This is a genomic window from Roseibium marinum (assembly GCF_002906165.1).
Lineage (GTDB): Bacteria > Pseudomonadota > Alphaproteobacteria > Rhizobiales > Stappiaceae > Roseibium > Roseibium marinum.
Genome location: NZ_PPCN01000002.1, coordinates 9101 through 30662 on the forward strand (window position 1 = coordinate 9101; position 21562 = coordinate 30662).

9 protein-coding genes and 1 tRNA gene are annotated in these 21562 nt (G+C 57.3%); 5 read left to right on the plus strand and 5 right to left on the minus strand.

Annotated features, from left to right (window positions below; all coding sequences use genetic code 11):
* The first annotated feature begins 123 nt into the window (after positions 1-123).
* The 4 genes from CLV41_RS06990 to CLV41_RS07010 are packed head-to-tail and all read left to right on the plus strand — an operon-like array spanning position 124 to position 7452.
* Entirely contained in the window at positions 124-2607 is a 2484-nt protein-coding gene (locus CLV41_RS06990; protein WP_170107134.1) for a DEAD/DEAH box helicase, read from the plus strand.
* Entirely contained in the window at positions 2604-3497 is an 894-nt protein-coding gene (locus tag CLV41_RS06995; RefSeq protein WP_146048526.1) for a hypothetical protein, read from the plus strand. Before CLV41_RS06990 ends, CLV41_RS06995 begins: the two co-directional genes overlap by 4 nt.
* Positions 3497-6757: a hypothetical protein gene (locus CLV41_RS07005; protein WP_146048527.1), complete on the plus strand. Its 3261-nt coding sequence runs from the start codon at positions 3497-3499 to the stop codon at positions 6755-6757. The genes CLV41_RS06995 and CLV41_RS07005 overlap by 1 nt, the downstream gene beginning before the upstream one ends.
* The gene (locus tag CLV41_RS07010; protein ID WP_103221620.1) at positions 6754-7452 is read left to right on the plus strand and encodes a hypothetical protein; all 699 of its coding nucleotides are present in this window, start codon (positions 6754-6756) and stop codon (positions 7450-7452) included. The genes CLV41_RS07005 and CLV41_RS07010 overlap by 4 nt, the downstream gene beginning before the upstream one ends.
* On the opposite strand, the gene CLV41_RS07015 is transcribed toward CLV41_RS07010, so the two are convergent.
* The 5 genes from CLV41_RS07015 to CLV41_RS07035 form a co-directional block, all read right to left on the minus strand.
* The gene (locus CLV41_RS07015) at positions 7453-13806 is read right to left on the minus strand and encodes an AAA domain-containing protein (protein ID WP_103221621.1); all 6354 of its coding nucleotides are present in this window, start codon (positions 13804-13806) and stop codon (positions 7453-7455) included.
* Between the two features lie 2 nt (positions 13807-13808).
* On the minus strand, positions 13809-16124 hold the full coding sequence (locus CLV41_RS07020) for a hypothetical protein (RefSeq protein WP_146048528.1): 2316 nt from the start codon (positions 16122-16124) through the stop codon (positions 13809-13811).
* A 423-nt stretch (positions 16125-16547) separates the two neighbouring features.
* On the minus strand, positions 16548-18794 hold the full coding sequence (locus CLV41_RS07025) for a hypothetical protein (RefSeq protein WP_208987357.1): 2247 nt from the start codon (positions 18792-18794) through the stop codon (positions 16548-16550).
* A 178-nt stretch (positions 18795-18972) separates the two neighbouring features.
* Positions 18973-20151 carry a Fic family protein gene (locus CLV41_RS07030; protein WP_103221624.1) on the minus strand — a complete coding sequence of 393 codons (1179 nt, stop codon included), beginning with the start codon at positions 20149-20151 and terminating at the stop codon, positions 18973-18975.
* A 361-nt stretch (positions 20152-20512) separates the two neighbouring features.
* Positions 20513-20587: transfer RNA gene (locus CLV41_RS07035), tRNA-Gly, on the minus strand.
* Between the two features lie 393 nt (positions 20588-20980).
* On the opposite strand from CLV41_RS07035, the gene CLV41_RS07040 reads away from it, so the two are divergent.
* Positions 20981-21502: a prolyl-tRNA synthetase associated domain-containing protein gene (locus CLV41_RS07040; RefSeq protein ID WP_103221625.1), complete on the plus strand. Its 522-nt coding sequence runs from the start codon at positions 20981-20983 to the stop codon at positions 21500-21502.
* Positions 21503-21562 lie beyond the last annotated feature (60 nt).

Here is a 21562-nt window from a genome sequence, read left to right on the forward strand (position 1 = left end):
AACAAAATAGAGTGCGATTTAATGACGAAAGCAGTCGATTTGGGCAAAAAGGTTAATAAGATTTCGATGTAATTGATCGTTATGACCCTTGTGTCTGATGCCTCTAGAAATGCTGAAATATGGTTGCAAACTGAATTCGAACGCCAGAAAACAGCGTTATCTCACGCCTATTCGGTCAATGATCGTCTCGCGTTACTTCGTTCACTGGTAAGGCTGAACGGCGGACGACTTAAACTCAATAACGAGGCGCTACATCTGAATTCCGAGGAACTCGTTGCTCTTCCTCGACACGGCCTCATACATGAATTCGGTATCCTACGACTTGTAGACGAACGGCGAGATGATCGAGCGCCTGCCGGCTTCTGGGCAGCAGAAAGGCTCGACGTGAATTTGCGACGAACCTTCTCCGACCACACACCAGATGCGACGCTTTTGCGCCATACGGCATTTGGAAGTTATCGAGCTGCAGCGCAGAAGTCCAGTCTGCGGGCACTTCTCACCATGCCGTCTGGTGGCGGACTCATGGTGTGCATGCCGACGGGGTCCGGCAAGAGCATGATCTTTCAATTGGATGCATTGGGCTCCAGAAGTCGTAATCCTTCGAGTTGTGTGGCCGTAATCACACCGACAGTATCCCTCGCGTTGGATCATGTTCGTGCGCTCCGGACGATGTCTGGGTTGGAGAAGAGCGCGGCCTTGACGGGCGATCTAAAGGGTACGGAGAGGGACGCAGACCTGAACGCCTTTCGTCGCGGTGAAACTCCAATTCTGCTGCTTTCACCGGAGATCGCACTTGGTTCTGCACGGCAGGCATTATTGGAGGCAGCAACGGACCCAGAGGAAAAGCCACAAAGCCTGCGTGCTCAACTGCGCACGCTATTTATTGACGAAGCCCATATCATTGAAAGTTGGGGGCGCTCATTTCGACCCGACTTTCAGCGTCTGCCGGCTTTGGTTGCTGAATTGCGAGAACGCAATCCAGCACTCAACGTTGTGCTTTTGTCTGCAACTTTACCCCCGGCAGCGCGCTGTATTCTGCGTAGCGCCTATGGCCATTCAGGCCCTTGGCTTGAAATCGACGCTGCAATCCCGCGCTATGAGCATGACCTAGTCATTCAGGCATATGGAAGTTCTGCAGAGCGTGACCTCGCATTAGACTTCGTGATCGATCGAGCGCCACGTCCAATGATCGTCTATACGTCACTGGCGGTGGATCCCGGTGGTAGCGGCGACGACCGGGTATCGGCGGAGTCTCTGTTTCGCCGTCTGCGAATGCGCGGATATGACCGAATTGCGCTATTCACCGGACAAGTTACCGATTCAAGAGAACGGCAACAGATCGTCGCAGACTGGGCCGCAGAGCGGATTGACATCGTCGTTGCCACTTCGGCCTTCGGCATGGGCGTGGATAAGCCTAATGTTCGGACGGTTGTGCATGCTTGCCTCCCGGAAGGTCCCGCGCGTTGGTATCAGGAGATCGGCCGAGCAGCGAGGGATGGACATCAAGGCCTCGCTATTTGCCTGTTTACATCGAGCGAACATCGGCAGGCTCGCGACGACGTGAGAACTGCCTACTCCCAGGCGACGAGTTCTTGGCTGACACGGGACGTAGCGGAGGCGCGCTGGAATGCCCTTTTCCAACGCCGTTCGAAAGTTCGCTGGAGCGGACCGAACCAACAAATGAGGTTGGACCTCGATTCGGTTCGCGAAGATCTGCGAACGCGGGTAGGCAGTGACCTTAACCGGAACTGGAATATGAGCCTGCTGAATCTGATGCAGCGAGCCCACGTTCTGGAAGTATTGGCGATTGACGAGAAAGTAGGCGGCAAAGCCTTTTGGGATGTAGAGATCAAGGAGCCAACGATTTTCGACAAATCAGCGAGCGGCGTTTGGGATCAAATCTTTGAACTGCGAAACGCCGAGCAACAGGTCGCCAAAGCGGAACTTGACGATTTTGTGCGTCTGATGAGGCGGCCTGAAAAGCAATGCATCATACGGGCGGTTTTCGAGATGCTTGGCGAACGAACAGTCAAATACATCGCGCCATGTGGCCGATGTCCGGCATGCCGATCGAGTAACGTGGAACCGCCGCACACAATTCACTCGAGCGGATTGGAGCGCACGTGGCCCGAGTACCAAATCGGAGACGTTGCTACGGACCTTCCACCGGGAGCCACCCTCATTAACCCAGTCGATCCAACTTATGAGACCGGGCTTGAGCAGCTTATCCGGCGTTTGGCGACAACTGGTATGGAGCAATTCGTTGCCCCGGATGACCATGCTGGCAGTGTCGCGCGGCTCCTTTCAAAATTACCGGTTAGATACGGCTTCGTCCTCAGTCACGCTGAACTACGGAACGATCCTCTCGCCGCACTCGCCTTAGTGCCGACAGCGATCCTATTGCCGTTCAATGGCGAAATGGCTGCTAGGATATTATCGCGTCTCTGGCAGTGGATCGAAGAAGCGCATTTCATGCCACTCGTTGTTGCGGCGCGTCCGGATCTGCGAATAAGGGAGCGCCGTCTTGACCAGATACTTTCAAGACGCGCACCTTACCCGGAAGAAGTCCTAGATTCACTAGGTTCAAACAGGGGAGCGACGAAGTGAGTCTGCTTTCATCTACACAAGGCACACCAGAGCGCGTCTGGTCGCTCGTTTCTCTGCTGGCTACCCAGGAGGGACAAATAACGCGTGCCGAAGCGGAAGGTTGGTTGAACCCTACATTTCTGAGCGACGGCGCGGTGGTAAGCGAGAAATCGACGGCGTTTTCTCAAGTGCTCGGCGCGGCTACGAGTCTCGGCGTCGTTGAGGCTGACGGCGATGAATTAAGACTGGTACCGTCCTGCACCACGGAAAACTATGCTGGTTTTGGCGATTGGGTGCATGAACATCTAGCAAAGCTCGACAGTCTTGAAAAGGATGCAGTGGTGCTAGAGACGTTCGCCTGGCTTGCGGTGGAGAGCGACCGCAAGGGCGGCACAGGCTGGATTAGCGAGGAAACCAACAGTAGCTTTGCTGATGCTGCTGATGAAGCCCTACCAGAAGGTAAGGATGATGACGGCGAGCGGCGGATAAACGCAACCAAACTACCGACTTGGCGACGGTGGCTGATTAGTCTTGGTCTTATGGTGCCATTGCCATTGTCGACAAATCCATTCCATCCACTAATTGAAGGACGTTTGGTTCGTGAATTGGCGAAAGCCGGGATAGAACAGGGTAAGAGAGTGTCGGCCGATGATTTCATCAACATCTTATCGGCGCGCATGCCCTACCTGGACCGCGGTCGTATGTATCTGCAAACCATGCGGCGGATTGGGCATGAAAGGGGGGCTCGCCGATTGTCGCCTATCCTAAGTTCCGCACTGCGAAATTTGCATGATGAGGGCCTTATCGAATTCCAAAGGCCAGGTGACTCCGGAGACCTCGTGCACCTATCAGCAGATCAGCCTCACCGATTTGAGGCGTTTCAGTCCGTGATCTACAACGGGACGTCGTGATGGAACTCCCTGCAAAGCCGTGTTGGGATGTCGTCGATGTCTCAAGCGTGATCAGGAACGAAGCGCTGGAAGATCACGAAGGCGTTTTCTTAGCAACACATACTCCGATAGCAGGCATCGCGGTTTCTGGTAGCCACGCAGGCGATATTAACGGGCAAGACGAAGAGGCCGTACTTGCTGCACTCTCGGTACCTTCGCGAGAACATGCCTTCTGTGTTGTTCAGGGAGAGCCTGGATCAGGAAAGTCCCACCTAATCCGCTGGCTTTCAGTTAATTGGCCTGAAGGTACTGATGTAAAGCTGCTGATACAGCGTGCTGACGGCAGTCTCGAAGGGGCCCTGCGTCAGTTGCGGGAGCGACTCCCATCTGAGTTCCATGATCTCTTTGACAAACTCGGACGCCGGCACCGAGCAAGCGAACAAGGGCGAGCAAACATCCTTCTCAGCCATCTCGCCACCGCGCTCGATCCAGGACATTTCGACCCACCATTAGAAGATGACGAATGGTGTCGAGCAAACCGGCCAGGAGAATTAGTTGGTCATTTAAACGTCAAACGCGAGTGGAAAGGGCCGGCTCGGATTTTGCGGCTTATGGAAGGAGGAGGACCGGGAACCAGCGACGAACGGAACTCGCAATCGGCAAGTTTCGACCTGTTTGACATCGAAGATTTAGCCGCCTGCTGTGCGTGCATACGAGGCAGTGGCGTGCTCCCGGCAACAGAGAAGCTTGCCCACAAGTTGATGAACGAAGCTCGGAGTGTCGCTGAATTTCGAACTGAGGGGTGGACGGCTGAGGAAATCGAACGTGAACACGCCGATCAACTACCCTACAGCATCCCATTGATGAGTGCTCTGAATCGGCGCCGGAACGATGCGGTGCAAAACTTGCTGGGTGTTTCAGCAGAGGGGCTAAAGACACTGTTCCGGCAGGTTCGCGAAGAACTGGGCAAAAGGGGTGCGCGACTCGTGCTCCTGCTCGAAGACATTACGAGTTGGGAAGGCATAGACGACAGCCTGATCGATGCTTTGGTAACCAATGCCGAGACTCGCGGTGCGGATAGTGCGCGAGATATGTGCCCGCTCATTTCCGTTGTGGGTGTCACTCCGGCCTACTATCAGAAGCTACACGGCAATTATCGGGGTCGCATCACGCATGAGTTGAGCCTCGGCGAAGCCAGTGCTGAGGGCGAATTTCAAGACGTGGTGACACTTAGGCATAGAGAATCGCGGCTGTCGTTTGTTGCGCGCTATTTGACTGCCGTCAGGGCTGGGACTGGCGCACTGGGCAAGTGGCGCGAGCGACGTCGGGAGGAGCCTACGCACCCACCACCCAATCGATGCGATCATTGCAGCGTACGCGAGGGATGTCACCATACATTCGGTAAAGTCGACGGAATCGGCTTGTTTCCGTTTACGGCGGACGCGCTCGATCGGTTCTTTTTAGCGCTGAATGACCGTGACGGTGGCATGACGTGGAGGACACCGCGCGGCATGCTCCAAGCCGTCCTAACGCCCGTCCTTGGCCAAGCACCAGCGCTTATAGACGGCAAGTTCCCGACAGCGCTACTCGAAAGCCGAGGCCTTGTCCAGGACAGTCGCAACTTGTCGCCCCTGCTGGAGCGCACCTTAGAAGTAGCGTTTCCGGAGGATATGGACGAGCGAATACGGATGCGACGGGTGCTCGCTTACTGGGGCAACCGTGAGCGGGCAGATACGACTGAGTTGAGCAGTGGCGAGTTAGCGTTTGCCGAAGTGCCAGCGGGTGTTTTCTCCACCTTCTGTCTTCCTTGGCTCGGAGGGCAGGCGGCAGAATCGACAGATTCTCTGCCGCGTTCTCCGTTGGCGTATCCGGCTCTTGCGGAGTCGTCCTCATCAGAAGTGAAGCAACCTGTACCATCCGCTTCGAGACCAACTCCTGCGCCTGAGCGGAGACTTCCCCCTTCGAAACGGAAGGCTCCGACCCGCTCGGAGTTGGAGCGCTTGCGCTCTCAGTTGCGGAACTGGATCGACTCAGGACATCTCGACACTCCTTCTGAATGGAACAAGAGAGTTCACGATCTCGTCCAGACGATCGACTCGCGCCGAATCGAACTCGATCCGTACACGTTCCGGCGTCTGCTGACCCAAGAGCAAGTAAAGATCGAAGGCACTGGCCCGGCCCATCGAAGCTATTTCATTGTCCCGCTGGAAAAATGGGTTCAAGAAGGGCTGGAAGCTGATATCGCGTTGCGGCTCGACAAGGACATGAGCATACGCGCTTTGGAGTTTCATCGGCGTGCGCTTGCCGTAATGATGCACCGCCTCGAGGAACTAGCCAGCGACTATGCCGATCAAAGGTTGTCGCTTTGGCAGGATGGATCGCGCTGGAGCCCGGTTCCAGCGTTCACTCAGGTATTGTTGGCGCGCGCTTGGCTGCGTGGCGCTGTGTTCGCAGATGACCCGCTGCACGAGCAGTTGCGAGCGATCTTGTCGGACGAGACGGAAGCTGAAAGCGATCCAACTGCGCGCTCCCAACCCTGGCGAGATTACCTCGCTAGCACGAAGGACTGGCATGAAAGGCTTCGCAAGGGACTGCGCGAGATGCTCGGAACACCTCAGGGGGGATCTCAAGGTTTCGGCCTTGCAGACGTCTCACTGGCCGCGGGCGCAATCCGGCGGTTGCGCACCACCCTCCGTTTCGATTCATTGCCAGATACGGCGGTTGAAACGCAAGTAAGGGAGATCGATAAAATACGCGACCTCATTGGCAACGTAGAAGGAGGCCTTGCGCGCATCGTCAACATCGAAGCGAGGCAAGTGCGTGATCGAGTTGAGATCTTGCGCGTAAATCTGCGCGGGCGATCTATACGCGCCCATCTTGCCCGTGTAGACGGCGCGATAGAGGCCGTGTCTAATCAGCTATCAAACGCCGACCCAGCAAAGGTAAAGGGCTGGAAGGAAGACCTACACCGCGCCGAGCAGCGACTTGAAGCGGCCGCTGACACGCGTGTCGAAGACTTTATGTTGAACTTTTCATCGGATAGCGACGGAATGCCAGGTGGGAATGCGGCTGTTCTCGGCTCGCTTGCGCGTGCACCAGCCCGTGATCTCGAAGCATTTCGCGACCTTTCGCAGCGGGGCGAACAGGTTGTCGCGACCCTACTGGACCATGTCCGAGACTGCGTGCGGGCCGGCGCTTCCTCAGCATCGCTTGAGGAGATTCACGAGGTTGGCAGAGCCTTCAAAGCCGCCATTGGCGAATCGGGGACTGAGTCGTCATGAGCGATCAACTCGTCGAACTCGAGACTCTGCTGCCGAAACTGGGCGCGGCAGTCGAACAGCGGCAGATTGGCGACAATCTAGGCAGGGCTGCGGATCGACTCAAAGATTCCGACAAGTTGATCGGTCGCCTGAAGGCCGTCCTGGATATCGCGCGGGACACGAACTTCAATTTGGACACTGGTCAAGCGGAAGCGCTAGAGGAACTCGTAGAGGAAGCTAGGTACCTGGCCAATGGTTTGGAGAATGCGCGGACAGCAGACAACTTGCACGACATTGCCGACAGCTACTCGGACTTCGTCAACTCACTGGCTCGTGTCGACAGACAATTGCGTACACACTGGCGTGCACTCGCCAGTCGTGACTTCAAGCCACTTATCGCGATAGGAAACCTACTCACGCAACTTGACGTTGAGGCCGATCTCGGACGGCGCTTAATGGAATGCGGCCGGGAGGCCACAGAGGTGAGAGACAGCATTTCTGCAGAGGCTCTGAGGGATACGGTCATCCGAGTTCGCAATAAACGGCATGAACTAGATGAGGAGCGCGTCGCGTTCACCAGTGACGCGGAAGTAGATGAGTTCCTCATCGCCCTGGCAGAAGGGCGTGCTACGCTACGTCTGGTTACTGCCTCTGTCCGTTCCTGGCTTGAGGAAAATGACGCCCTCGACAGCTTCGATATTCTTCCAACGAGTTGATTAGCTGTTGCTGAGAAAGCGATTCAGAAGGGACCTGCTCGTCGAGGCTTCGACCATACCGTCTGTCATCATGTCACTACTTTGATGCGTACAGGCACGGCAACCATCCACACACAAACGCGCATGTAAGCGAAAGATCTGGTCCGCAAGTCGTCCACTAGGCGACAGTGATTCTTCCTGTGCTGCATCTTCGAGTGACGAATAAGCGGCGAGAAGTTGGCCAGATGGCGAGCTACTGTTCTCCCGCCCGTGCTCAACCATGACGCTAGTTAATTCCCATGCCGAAGGCATCCGCCCTAAACGAGACAAAAGTAGTTCGTCAGTAGCCCGGATTGAACAGGCGAGATCGTAAAGATCGAACTGCTCGAAACCGACCTGTTCAGAGCCGAAGAGGATACGTAAGATGGTGGATGGTACAGGGCTATCGGCCTCTAGGCCAAGCGGAGCCGCTAACACCGAGAGCGCGGTTGGATCGTTGGGATCTAGTTGACGCCAGTGCTCGTGCAGGCGTTCCTGCTCAAAAAAGCGCCTTAGAATGATGTCTTCGCGCGCGTTGGGGCAGTCTCCGATGAAGCCGTCGGTCCAGTGGCGCACGCATGCCTCGAAATCTTCCACAAAGCAGCGCGCGGTGCCATCACCAAATGCGCCAGTCTCGCAAATGGTGATCACGGGATCACCGGGATCTGCGAACTGGATCGGCAGTTGCACATGCATTGCTACCCGGCGCTCGTCGCCACGTCCTATTTGGACGAAGGATTCCTTTAATCGTACGGCAAGGCTGTGCAGCACCGCACTTTTTAAGTAACGGCCGAAGTCGTCTTCGTTGGTGGTCGCATCAACAGAAGCTTTGAATATCGCCTGGAAGCGCTGATCGGATAGGGTGTCGGCAACCCGCGCGACTCGTGCCCTACTCAGCAGTGGATGCTGCGAGAGCATACCCGCTCGGGTGTCCTCGAACAGTTCCGCCAAATTTTGCGGGCTCCAGAAATTGAGGAGACGGACCAGCCGTTTCCTGAACTCTGGCTCCCCTGCGGCGCTGACGATCAGTTCCGCGCCGCGCCGTGCCTCATAGGCATTGACCCCCTGCGCCTGGGACTTGCTTTCAACGAGGAAGCGGAGCATCTGCCCGGTGTGCCAGCGGCGAGTTGGTGCATCCTCTTTCAGGCGTGCCGCCTCTTCGGCAACGAAGGTGTCGAGGTGCGTGGCATCCAGTCTAAACCGGACTCCCTCGGTTTGCACGTGATAGCCGTGAAGGAGCGGCCTATCGTCGTCTGGTGCCGTGAATACTTGTGAGAAAGTGGCCGTCTCAGATTGCTGGCCGTCCAGGTTCAGCTCGGCATCCGCGCCCCAGAAAACACGTGCTAGCGCCAATCCGGTTTCCTTGCCGCCGACGCCATCGCCGACGAAATACTCTACGCGCTCCACCAAAGGCGCCAGTCCAGAGGATTCGAGGCCGCGCGCCCGTTCCGATGCCGCCTTCACGACGGGGAAGCCACGAAGGGCCCCACGCGAATCGTGGCGTACGGCGCGGATCGCTCCAGCCCCAATCTGCGCACGCGCGACTACTGGTGCAGCAGGGTCAGGAACCACCCAATCTGACTGCCAGCCGGTGCCGTGCATCCGACCGAGCGGCTCCAGAGTGATCCGCTTCGGCCGGAAGTAGTCGGGCGACAGGCGACTAAGAAGCGGCCGCGCGTCATCGGGCAACCGAGCCAGCCACGCCTCCGGGTCGTCGCCCAGTGGCCGTCGAGTTTCTTGGGCTGCATAGTCCTCCGTGGCGAGCCAGGGACCCTTGCCGTTAATTGGCGGCCGCCAATGCACCTCCACGCCGTCATAACGCCGGCTGGCGTTGCCGGGCGCAGCGGCAGCCACCGCTAGGGCTATGTCCTCAGGGCGAGGTTCGCTGGTACCGGCATGCACCGCAAGGCGCGGCAAGTTGATCGTGTCGAACAGCACATTTGGAACCCATTCGACGGCCGACCGGAAATCGGAGAGGTAGGTCAAGCGCTTGTTGTTGCTGGCGGTGGAGAGCGCTTGCAACCACAGATCCAATAGACTTGCCTTATCGAACTCCCGCCATGCCTCGGGGCCGAATACGCGGGCGGCGAGTTCTTCTGCTTCGTTCAGCGCCTGCTGGGGCGGCGATGCCAGTTCGAAGGAGGCACCTTGGCGCCACTGCCAGCGGGCGAAGGCGTCGAGCATGATCGCCAGCACCTGCCCACGTCGCACAAAATGATTGCCGGGATTGAGCGGCGTCTCAAACGTGGCCGGCTCAATCATCTCGTGCGGCCGGCGGAACCACCAACTGTCCCGGCTGGAATAAATAGAAAGGGTGGCGGCAGTGATCGGTCGGTCGTCGGCCCCGCGGCCGCCGCGCCCCTTCCTCTGGATGAAGCTGGCGAGGTTGAGAGGTGCGTAGTGTTGATAAACCAGCGTAATGTCAGGGTCATCATAGCCGACTTCCAATGAAGAGGTGGCGAAGACGATGTCAGAATCTTTAATCAACGCCTCGACTCGGCCGGTAGCCCCAGAGAAGATCGGTTGGTCAGCTACCCGCAGTGGGTTGCCGGGCCGACGTAGTCCACGAGCGCCGCGCTGGACCGCGTCGGTAGCTGCAAAGAACCAGCACTCGCCTTCCCTGAAGGTATCGCAGCCGTGCGGCTCACCGCAGCAGGTAGTGCGCGGCCGGCCAGTCAGTGGGTCATCTGGGTAGCTGCGCGTGCGATAGGCGGCAAGCCTCTTGGCCATTTCAGCGTCATCATAGGCCGCGTGAAGTCGCCGTATTCTGTCGATGGAATCGAGGAATGCAATCGCGCGAAAACCACCTTCGCCACCGGTTCGACGTCGCATGCCGTGGGCAAGGCACATAAGACTCTGGATGGTGGTGGACGCGCCCGCGATGTCGTGGCCCCGCGATTCGACCTCCGGCTGGACGAAGTAGAAATACTCGCGCCCTCGTGGGTTTGGCCTTTTCTCGTCATCGGTCGGTGCGAGCAAGCCGACTTGTTCACGGTCTACGAGGCGCCCCCAAGCGGTGACAGGGTCGCCAAGTGTCGCACTCATGCCGACGGCCAATATCGGGTGTGCGAGGGAGGTGTTGCTTTGGGCGCGAGCAGCCAGTCTTCGCAACGTGTAACCGACCTGCGCCCCATGAACATGAGAGTAGAGATGAATCTCGTCGGCGAGCATCGCACGAGGTGCCGCATAATCGGGATCGTCGCCAAACAGCCGCCCGCAACGGGTATCATGCAACCACTGGTGAAGTGAATCTGTTGTCGGCAGAAAGAATGCAGGCGGTTCCTCGCGCAGCGCAACCTTGGAACCCACCCAGCCGGCATAACTCCAATCACACTTGACACAAGCCAGTCGGTCGGCACCTGCTGTTCCGCCTCCAGCCGCCAGTATAAGGTCGCCTGCACAGGACGGACAGGCGAAGAAAGGAAAGGTGAATTCTCCCGAACCGAGCGGCGACCATCCCGCCTGGCGTTCCCGTTCGTTGAGGTTGTCGAAGCGCTCCGGTACCTGGCCAGTCTGAAGCCCTAGCGTGACCACCGGCATGCCTGGCTCCCCCGCCAGTGCGGCCAGATAACGGGCCAGACGCTGCGCCTGGTTGGTGGCCAGGCGGATTCTCGGATAGGCAAGAACCGCACGAACGCCTGCGATCCCAGCGATTTTGTCGGCGGCTGCCCCCGCGATTAGCGGCAGAGCCGCAGCTTCCGTCTTACCCGAGCCGGTATCCGCAGCCACCACGAAGGTGTCGCCGCCGCCACCGTTCCAGCCGAACGACAATGCTTCGAGGCTTCTCACCTGGAAACTCGCCATGGAACTCCCCTGTCCCCACAGGCGTGTCAATGCGTTTGATAAGCCCTGCAGCGCCAAAGCATGGGAACCCGACAGTTGGCTGGCCACTCGTGTGAATGTCGCCGCGACAGGCTCGCTGCGCTCGGGTTTATTGCGATCGCGCAATTCGATCTTTAGGCCGCGCACGAGATAGGGCCGGCGATCGGCGTCGTCGTGCCGGAATCGCTGCTTCACATAGCGGATCTCGCGCGCAAGTTCGGCCATACGGCTGCGTACGCGGCCATCGGAGGCTAGCATGATCCAACCGGTGGCGGCGAGCCTAGCAAGTGCCGCGGTCACCACCTCCCGAGAGAACCGAGTTTGATCAGCAAGCCCCGCTGCAGATGCCCAGGCCTCGAATATACCGAAATTGATGCGCCCGGCCTCCAGATCCTCCAGCGCGTTCAGCACGGCGAAGTCGTCATCGGAGAGTTCGGGCGCAGTATCAGACGGAACTTCAATTGCTTGCGGCTCTTCCTCAACCCAGTCTACGGTGAGACGGCCCCGCGCCATGCCGTATCTTAGTCGTCCCTCGTCTTTGAGCGTATCGAAGACGGGCTTCAGCACGTCTTCTCCAGTTCCGTCCATCCAGGCGAAATAGCCTCGAACCCTCTCGTAGAAAGGTGATAGTCGACCGCTGCGGGCTTGGCTGATTGCTTCCTCTGTGTGACGCCTGACGGTATCAGGATCGGCAGAGAACACGCTTCGAGCGGGATCAAGGGGGCGTGCCGTCCAGAATTGGCCATCTCGGCTAAGCTTCGGCTCGAGCGAAAGCCGCCCACGCGAGTGCAGTTGCGCTAGCCCCGGGAGCAGGTCGTCCCTAGTGGCGAGATGACGCTGCAGATCGCGTATCGTCGCGGTGCCGTATCGTGACGTCAACGCAATTGCCCGCACTGCCCCTAGAAGTTCCTCTAGTTCACCGACAGGAACCTCTTGAGTCGCTTCGGCTACTACAGCAATTTCCTCGAATTCGGGCGCCCCGCCAAAGCCAGACAACCTTATCTGCACCTTGACACGACTGCCCGAAGGTCCGCGCAGATCGATCTCGCCTGTCGCTTCGGCGCTGAAGACAAACTCGCGCAGCAGTTCCGCTTTGTCCATCTGCTCCTGATCGGCTGGTACGGCTTCGAGCAGACGGCGGCTAACCAATACAATTAGCTTAGCGCGAGCGCGCGTGATCGCCACGTTGAGTCGCTCCGGGGCGAATATGAAGTCGGCCTCAGCCAAAGCGAACTCGGCGTCGGCGACGCAATAAGAGAGAACAACTGCATCGCGTTCCTTACCTTGGATGCGGTCGACAGTCTCGACGAAGGCACCGGCTCGCAGTCTATCCGGAAGGGCGTTGCGGATTTTGGCGTTCTGGGAGCGGTGGGGGCTGACCATTGCGAGGCGCTGTACCCAGAAATCGGCAGCGAGGGCTCCGTCCGCAACAGCATCCACGCCGACCATTCGCTCAGCTAAGCGTCCTGCCAATTGTGCGGCCAGTCCCGCTTCGAAGTCATTGCTGGTGGCTGCCGGCGGCCCATCGTGGAGCAAAACTGCCACTGGCCAATCGGGATCGAGTACTGCTGCCTCCCAAGGTTCAAGGCCCAACTTCCAGTCTGGCGCTAGTTCCAGCCGCCTAGTTTGGACAGCCGAGCGATAGACACCTGGATAGAACTTTCGCTCGGGAAACGCCGTCAACGGCGCATTGAGACGAAAGGTCTCGTCGAGCGCAAATTCGGGCACCTCGGCTGACTTGAGGAAGCCATAGAGCGAGCCACCGATTTGACGCTCGCCCAGTGTCACTTCGCGCGCAGCGCGGATCGGTGGGAGTTGACGGTCGTCACCCGCCACCACGACGCGGCCACTAGACCTAAGTCCGGCAATCGCCATAAGCCCGTGACTGAGCACCATTTGCGATGCCTCGTCGATGCAAACGAGGTCGAAGAGCCCTGCCGTATATGCATCGTCGCTTCCGCTCTCAGGGTGCTGCAGTAGTCGGTAGAGTGACCAGATCGAGGAACCGACCACTACGGCTTCGTCGGAGAGGTCTGCGAAGGCATCAGTGCCGTGGCTGCCGTCGAGGCGTGGCCGATGGTGGATATGCTGCGACAAACCGGCAGGCGGCGCGTTGCCAAAGAAGTGGAGGCCGAATCCTCCCGGCCAATGTACACGCGCGCGCTCGGCAACAGCGTCGAGTAGATTACCCACGGCATTGCGGGTGAAGGCAGTGACGTAGACGCGCGCTGGCAGGCCGGCGGCCCGGCGCGAGTGGACATAGCCGAGAATCATCCACGAGAGTAAGTGAGTCTTGCCAGTACCTGGTGGACCAAGCACGAGGCCCGCCCGCGCGCTGGCCAACCCAGACCATGCCTCACGCTGAGCCGGCCTCAGTGGATGCTCTCCGTGGTGAGTCAGGCTTGGCTCGGCGAACTCCTCAAGAGCTGCACGCCAAATTTCTGGATCAGTGGCCTCGAGAGAAAAGGCGGTTGGATCGCGCAGAAAGGTGAGTATCTCCTGCCGTACGCTCATGTCTAGCTCACGCGCGCTAGGTTAGCAAGGAAGGCGGCGGCCTTCGCAGTGTTAACGTCACTGAATGCCCGATCCAGGTACCAGCCTCCCGGCCCGGTGCTCTGTAACAGTTCTTGAAAGACTGTGCCAGTAAAGACACGGCCGTCGATTTGCACCTGCACCAAGTCGCGGCGGTCTTCCCATCCATCCTCGTCTGGCCTGATACGGCACGTCAGCGACGACCACAGGCTTGGGTTGAGCCTGAGATCAGGTGAATCGTTCGTGAGGATCAGGTCGAAGTCGTTCGGCCCAAGTTCGGTCTCCCGACTGTCCTCGGGTACGTGGAACTGAAGGATGCGGCGTCCGCCCAAGGCCCAGTGCTTCCTAAGCGTCAGGCCGGCAAGACAGCGAGCGGAGTCGCGCCGGCGCGCCGCTGGTTGAGCCAGCCCGATCAGCGCGTCGAGTAGACCGGCACGGTTTTCCAGCAATTCACAGGCCAACAAGATGTCAAGATCAGCAGCGTTCAGCGGATCGAAGGTTGCCTGGAACCGGAAAGGCTTTTTCGCAAGGCGCAGCAACGGGCTTCCCTCGGCAACGGCATTGCGATTCTCATCGAAGAGCCAACCAATCAAACCCTGCACGGCATCGAGTCGGGCAATGACGTCGCGCCGGATCGCAGATACCGGCACGGCGGAACGGTGTCCTTCTCGCTGGGCGCGTATGACGTCAATCGACAAAAGCGAGGAGAATGGACGCTCGAATACCTGGTCCGGCACGTAGGCAAGTCCACCGCCCGCTGCCACGATTGCTTGGCTCACCTGCCGCAGATCATAGGTCACGCTAACCGGTAGCGCCCACAGTTGCTCAATAACGCTCTTTATGGCGGTGGCGGGGAGGTGGTGCACGCCACGAAATTCAGGTTCTGGAACGACATCCTCCGGCGGGAAAAGCCGCACTAGATGGAGCAGTCCGTTGCGAACACGATCATCCTCCAAATGGCGTCCAACGGCGCGTTGCAAATTGGTTGCCTCAGTGGGTTCATAGAAGAAGATGTGTGCGTGAATTCCAGCGGCTTCCTGCCCCCGAGTGGCCAAAGCTGCGTTGTGTGCATCAATTTCGGTCAAATCGAGGATCAAAGCGGAAAGTGTGGCCACCATAGCCTCCGCTTCGTCGGCAATCGAACCGGATTTCGGAATCGCAATATGCTCAGTCACAGCAATGCCATCGTCCACACGACGGTAGCCGATCGCCGCAATCCGGTCGTCTATAGGGTCGTGGTCGACCGAAAGGATTAACATGGCGTCCACACGCGGTGGCATTAAGAAGGTATGCTCTTCCTCAGTTCGTAAAATGGTGCCGGAGGCGAGTGCCCTAGCCCGCACAATCAAGTGCGGCGCCCGTCGGGCGAGCGACCAACCTACGCCTGGCGCCTTAGCCAGTCCTCGCGCCTCAGCAAGTTCGGCAACGCTGACAATACCCAGTCGCCAGAGCGCGCGCTTACCTTGATGAGTTAAGCCAGGCACCGCTGACACGTCACGGTGTTTTGCGCCGCGCTTTGGTGCAATTGCAGTAGAACAGTGCTCGAGAAAACTGCATTGCTCACATTTGAAATAGACATGGAAAAAGGTCTCGTCGAATCCGGGTCTCACCTGCTTGGCGGCAATGTCAGGAAGAATGTCGCGGCAGAATTCGTCCACCAGGCGCAGATACGGCGAAAGGGAAAATTGCTCGACCTGCCATTCATCCCCCTCTGCGGTGCCATGATCTGGAATTCGCCATATTTCCCCAAAAGGAGAGATACTAGTCGCAGCGCGCGACGCTGGATCCATCTCACTGAGCAGTTCGGCAAGCACTCGCGCATAGAAGGCTACTTGCGTTTTGTGAAAAGCTGTAGCTTTTCGAGTCGCCTTCACATCGATCAGAGTTAAGGACGCCACTTCTCCAATTTTAGCGGGTGGCGACCTTCGAAGCAGGTCCGCTATATTCCGGTTTAAATGCAATCCTGTGCCTTGAAGGAATGGAGGCGTTATGCCAGGCCTCAAGTTTACTTGGGCTGCAAAGCGTTCGCTACGCTGACCGCGAAGGAAGGCGCCAGTCAATCTTTCGGCCAGTGTATACTCACCTGTTGCTGGTCTGAGCACACCAGCTTCACGATTCAATCGATCAACTACGCGACGTTCGAACTCGTTACCCAACAATGCCCAAGGTTGTTCTCGCACGTCTTTAGCTATCGGCACTGAAGCCAACTCAGCATCTGTAGACAACTCGTAGCGAACCTTTCGTTCACAACTATATTGAAACCATGACTTTATTGTTGATGCGCTGAAGCCTTTGCTCACGTCAATTCTCAGACAACACGCTGAATTTTGATTATGATAAACTTCATTTTCTGCGCATTAGTATTTGGCGCATATATTTTTATACTTGTGCTGCAAATACCTAACTTATTTGCGTAGAATTCCATGGTTAATGTTGCCCAACAGATGTTAAAATTAAAAATTCGCTCAAGCCGAAAAGCAGTTCCGTTTTTTGTCGGCTTTACTACCGTGATGCAGAATCACGCTCGAGCCAGAAATTCAGTGTCAGTGTAAACTTACGATCATGCAAGCCAGACGTAAGACCTTTGCTGCAGAGGACAGGGGGGTTTTGGAAAATTGCAGGGCCGGAATCTGGAATCAAACAGCTAGCAAAATGTGACAAAAGACACTGCGATCCGTTGTCGTGTTAGTGGCCGTTTTATTCCTGGAAACGGTACTTTCCGGCTAAGCTGCGTCCCATACACGATTGAGAATGCGTGCCGCAATTTCCGCCTTGTCCTGCGGTAGAAAGCGTCCGTAGTGTTTCGCCACCATATCGGGCGTGTCCTGAATCGCATAACTGGCCTGCTCGTACGATCCAGTCTGCTTGAGAATGTGTGTCGCGAGTACGTCGCGGACATTGTGCGGTCCGTGTGGCAAGAGACCTTTGATCGCACCACGCCCGGTCCAGGGATTATAGATACCGTAGCGCTGGATCGCGGTTCGCCAGGCCTCAAAAAATGTGTTCTGGGAATAGGCAGCATTGGTGCTGGTGATTTTCGCCGTCTTGACGAAGAACGTGCCGGGATCGGCTGCCGGTCCAATGAGGCGAGAGCGATGCCTGTCGACCCAAGCGTCGATCAACTCGTAAAGCCGGCCGAGATCAGGAAGGATCAAACGGAACGGTTTCGATCCGAAAAACGAGGAGTTCGCATTCTTGAAGGCGACGGAAGGGATCAGTATTTCCCATCCTCGTTCGCGGGTGCTCCAGCGTAGTTCTCCTCGTTTCGTATCCTCCAGTTTCCTCTCGGACGTTGGCAGGTCGCCGGGCCTGCAAAGCAGGAGTTCTCTCAGATTTTTCTGGCGAAGCCCTGTATGCAGACCAATCCGAAGGAGTAAGAAGGAGCGGACTGCCTCAGCCGTCGCGCGTGGATGACGCCTTTCGTCTGGCATGCGGCGAAGGATTTCTTCTGTGATCTTCCGATACTCGCCGACCGGACTGGGAGCCTCGAGAACCGGCATGATTGGCTCAAATGGATCACGGTGAATTTTCGCGACACGCTCGATCTCCTTGATGCGGCGCCGAGCGTGCTTAAACATCCGGTCACAGGCGGACGCCCAGTCGCTTTGTGCGTCGGCGATGTCCTGCTCCGAGATCAGGCCTTCGATCGCCTGAAGGCTTGATGCAATGCGTGGTGTCTGACGCAGCCAACCGGTTTCCTCCCGGCACAAAGCGGCGGCGACGGACAGCAGGTCGATTTCCCATCGGGTATAAAAACCACGCCGTCTTTCGCGCCAGTGCAGATACCAGTCCCAAACTTGCGGGAAAACCATCATCGCGAAGGTCAGAACTCCCGGATCGATGCCATACCCTTGAACCTCACCTTCAGAAGCCGCCGTGAAGGCGCCGAACCACAGTCCGAAATGTTCGACTTTCTGGGACGCGGTCTCTGAACCCCAGACGCCATTTCGCTGTTGGCCGAATGCCGCAAAAGTTGAGGTTTTGAACCGAAGGATTTCGGCCATTTCCTCGTTCAATCGTTTGGGTGCGTCCACGACACCTGAAGGATCAGAAGATCGAGTTCCAGAGTGTTTCCGTTGGGGGCCTAAGGCACAATTGAAACGCACAGCGTATCGCTGTCTCATGGCTGCGGCCTGATAACGACGATATTCCGTCGAACCGCTGATGATCACGTTTCGCACCCACGAGAGAATCTCCGCCTGTTCGGCCCGAGATCGCCGTCTGAAATCGTCCGGCAGGTGCCAGACAAATCGGCGCCGTTCGGCCGGCGTCATTTCATCCAGTTCGCAAGACGCCGGGCTTCCTGTTATGGCTTCCGAAACTCTAGAGAAATATCCTTCCTGTAGACGGTAGCGGCGTTCGATGCGGCGCAGGATTTCCAGACTGATCGGAGATCTCGGTGCGGTAGTCCTCCGCCCCCACCCAACAAACGTGCTGCGCTTAACCCCGTCTTCGGTGCGGACAACGGCGTTGAAGAGGTGGTATATAGACTCCCCATGCCGCTTGGAATGCAGGCGAAGAGCCGCGCCGAAGTTTGAGGGCTCGCTCCAGGTTGGCTCCAGCGGATCCGGAAACTCGACAACCGGCCGTGGTGGTTTGCCTCGGCGCTTATGGCCGCTGGAATGGCGCTCTGAAGTCGTCTGATGAACCTGTTCCCTGAGTTGACTATCTCGTTCATGTGCTTCAGGGCGCAGTGCATTTTCGGTAATGGATCGTGTAACCGCGTCGAATATCGGCTGGAGGTTCGATCTCTCAGCCATAAGATGGCGAGAATCCAGGCCCAGGCCTTCCGCCAGTGCGCGGACGTCCAGACGGCTGCCTCTGTAAGCTGGATATTCTTTCCTCTCCAGCAGGTCGACCAAATGCCTTCTTAGGACCTCTACCACCTGCGAGGAAAACACGGGCAAGAGACGCTTTTCGCAGTAGGCTTCGATCAAATGTGAGGAAAGAGAGGATCGTCTTGATTTCATTGGGCGTCTTCCAACGATCGGAGGGGACGCCGAACTACAGGAAGGGGAGCAGTTATGGAAGGGCGAAGTCTGTGAACTCTGTGCACAACGCCTGAGATGGAGCTTGAACAGGTAGTGACACTCAACTGAGGACGCTTCGAATAAATCCTTCTATGGTCAAGAGTATAACCTCACCAAATTACGCGGACAAAGGATCAGTTCCTTCATTAAGAATCACGAGATATCGCCGATAGCCAAACACACGTCCCCGCTTACGCCCGGTCACCTCTTCGACGATACCTAGCCGCTCCAAATCCGCGAGTGCCGCATTTACGGTTGGCATGGTGAGCCCTGTTTGCTCGACGAGTTGTCCGGCAGTCAAGAAAGGATGTTGTTGAAGAAGGTCATGAAGACGCAAAGCCGAGCCCGCCCGATCGCTCTGAGCAGTTATTAATTCCCGATCCTCTTTGAACAGTTCGACAATGCGGGTTGAAGCGTCGAACGCCTGGTTCGCCGTTTCCGTAATGCCTTGAAGGAAAAATTCGAGCCAGGCCTCCCAGGCTCCTTGCTCGCGCACCTCCTGCAGAAGACGGTAATAGTCGGACCTGTTCGATTTCAGATAGAGACTGAGGTAGAGAAGCGGCCTTTTCAGCACCCCGTGGACGCAGAGGTAAAGCGTCACCAATAGCCGACCGATACGGCCATTGCCGTCCAGAAAGGGGTGAATGGTCTCGAATTGAACATGGAGCAAGCCCGCTTTGATGAGCGCAGGCAGCTGAGATCGATCCTCATGCATAAAAACTTCAAACGCTTCGAGGCAATTGTCGACTTCATTGACCGGCGGAGGGACAAACAGCGCATTGCCCGGACGACTGCCGCCGATCCAGTTCTGAGAGCGCCGGAACTCTCCTGGGTTCTTGGTTCCTCCGCGACCGCTTTCGAGCAGGCGGGCGTGCATCTCGCGGATGAGCCGAAGCGAAAGCGGCAGATCGTCCAGCCGTTCCAAGCCATACATCATCGCATCGACGTAATTCGAGACCTCGCGAACGTCATCAACCGGTTGGCCAGCCTTGGCGTCCGTCTCGAAGCGCAAAAGGTCGGTTAATGTCGACTGGGTCCCCTCAATCTGAGATGAGAGCACGGCCTCTTTTCGGACGTACATGTACAGGAACAATTCCTGGCGTGGCAAAATCGTCGTGATGCCATCGAGACGGCCGAGAGCCCTTTCGGCGCTGGTCAGGTGCGGGAGAAGTGGCAGAATGTCAATTGGCGGGTTTGGAGGGAGTGGTGGAGGCACAAAGGCTCGTACCGTCTCCCCCCCGACGCTTGTCTCGACAAAACGGCCCAGCCGCGAATCTATTGTGTGTTTCTCTGCCATCTTTTCAATATGGACGGCGCACCTTATTTAAGCAATTGCCGCTTGGATTAAATAGAGATCATGCTAAGGTAAGTCGGCTTAATTAGCGATACGAAGGTGACAAGGGAGCTACGCACGTGAGCACGACAATGGCTTTACGAGAGCCATTTAAAATGAAGGAAGTGTGCTCAAGCAATGCGTTTGGCGGACCTGAATCAAAGGGCTGCAAGTTGCCTGTAGGTGAAAAAAATACTGCGCCGCACACAAGGCAAAATGCCTTCGGTTGCTTCCCCCCTGCTTCCCCGCTTACGAAAAAGGGGCCGGGGAAGCAAAAAACGCCCCGAAGGGCGTTTTCTAAGCCTCAGAAATCACTGAGGAAAACTGGAGCGGGCGATGGGATTCGAACCCACGACCCCAACCTTGGCAAGGTTGTGCTCTACCCCTGAGCTACGCCCGCACAGCGACCTGAGCGCCTGGGCAGTTCGGCCCCGGCGTCGGTGGCGCTGTATATGAACCAAGCCGGGACGGATTGCAACACCGAATCTGCAGAATTTTTCCGGGCCGTCTTTTTGTGGATTTCCTGTACCGGCCCCCTCGGAAAAACCACGGAATTCAGCACTATAGTCTGCAAATTCACCCTTGTGGGGCTATGCGGAAACGCGTTAGGTCACAAACCCATAAATGGGGATGAAATTGCATCTTCATTTATGACTTCGTCACCTGGATCAGGCTGTTTTCATGCAATGCCATTGAAAACGGAACCCTGTTCGATTTTATAAAGCCGAAGCATCCCGCAGGCCTGGAGCCGAACGGGCAAGCTTCCGCATTTACCAGGACCTGGGAAGACAGCATGCCGGCAAGCCGCGACGACCTGATGGGCTTTTTGAGGGATCTCGATATCGATGTGACCACGGTCGATCACGAACCGGTCTTCACCGTGGCGGAATCCGGCGGACTGCATGAGCGCATTGCCGGCGGCCATACCAAGAACCTGTTCGTGAAGGACAAGAAGGGCCGCCTGTTTCTGATCGTGGCGCTGCACGACGCGCGGATCGACCTGAAGAAGATCCACCAGATCATTGGGGCGCAGGGACGGGTGTCTTTCGGCAACGCGGACCTTCTCATGGAGGTGCTGGGCGTGGAGCCCGGGTCGGTGACGCCCTTCTCGCTGATCAACGACCGGGAAATGCTGCGGGTCACACCGGTATTCGACGCCGCAATGATGCAGCACAATGTCTTGAACTTTCATCCGCTCAAGAATGATGCGACGACATCCGTTCGCGCGGACGATCTGATGAAATTCGCCGGCGCCTGCGGCCACTCCGCCCGCATTCTCGCGGTCAGCGAAGAGGCCGCGGCGGCCGGACTTTGAAGCGCCCGCACCGGGCGTTTGTAATTCGGGTGCTTCGGCTCCATGTTATGAGCCAAATCG

Bases quoted from the DNA above. Each gene is read 5' to 3' on its own strand.
- CLV41_RS07040 (WP_103221625.1), top strand. From the start codon at position 20,981: ATGCCGGCAAGCCGCGACGACCTGATGGGCTTTTTGAGGGATCTCGAT.
- CLV41_RS07030 (WP_103221624.1), bottom strand. From the start codon at position 20,151: ATGGCAGAGAAACACACAATAGATTCGCGGCTGGGCCGTTTTGTCGAG.
- CLV41_RS07025 (WP_208987357.1), bottom strand. From the start codon at position 18,794: ATGAAATCAAGACGATCCTCTCTTTCCTCACATTTGATCGAAGCCTAC.
- CLV41_RS07005 (WP_146048527.1), top strand. From the start codon at position 3,497: ATGGAACTCCCTGCAAAGCCGTGTTGGGATGTCGTCGATGTCTCAAGC.
- CLV41_RS07015 (WP_103221621.1), bottom strand. From the start codon at position 13,806: ATGAGCGTACGGCAGGAGATACTCACCTTTCTGCGCGATCCAACCGCC.
- CLV41_RS07010 (WP_103221620.1), top strand. From the start codon at position 6,754: ATGAGCGATCAACTCGTCGAACTCGAGACTCTGCTGCCGAAACTGGGC.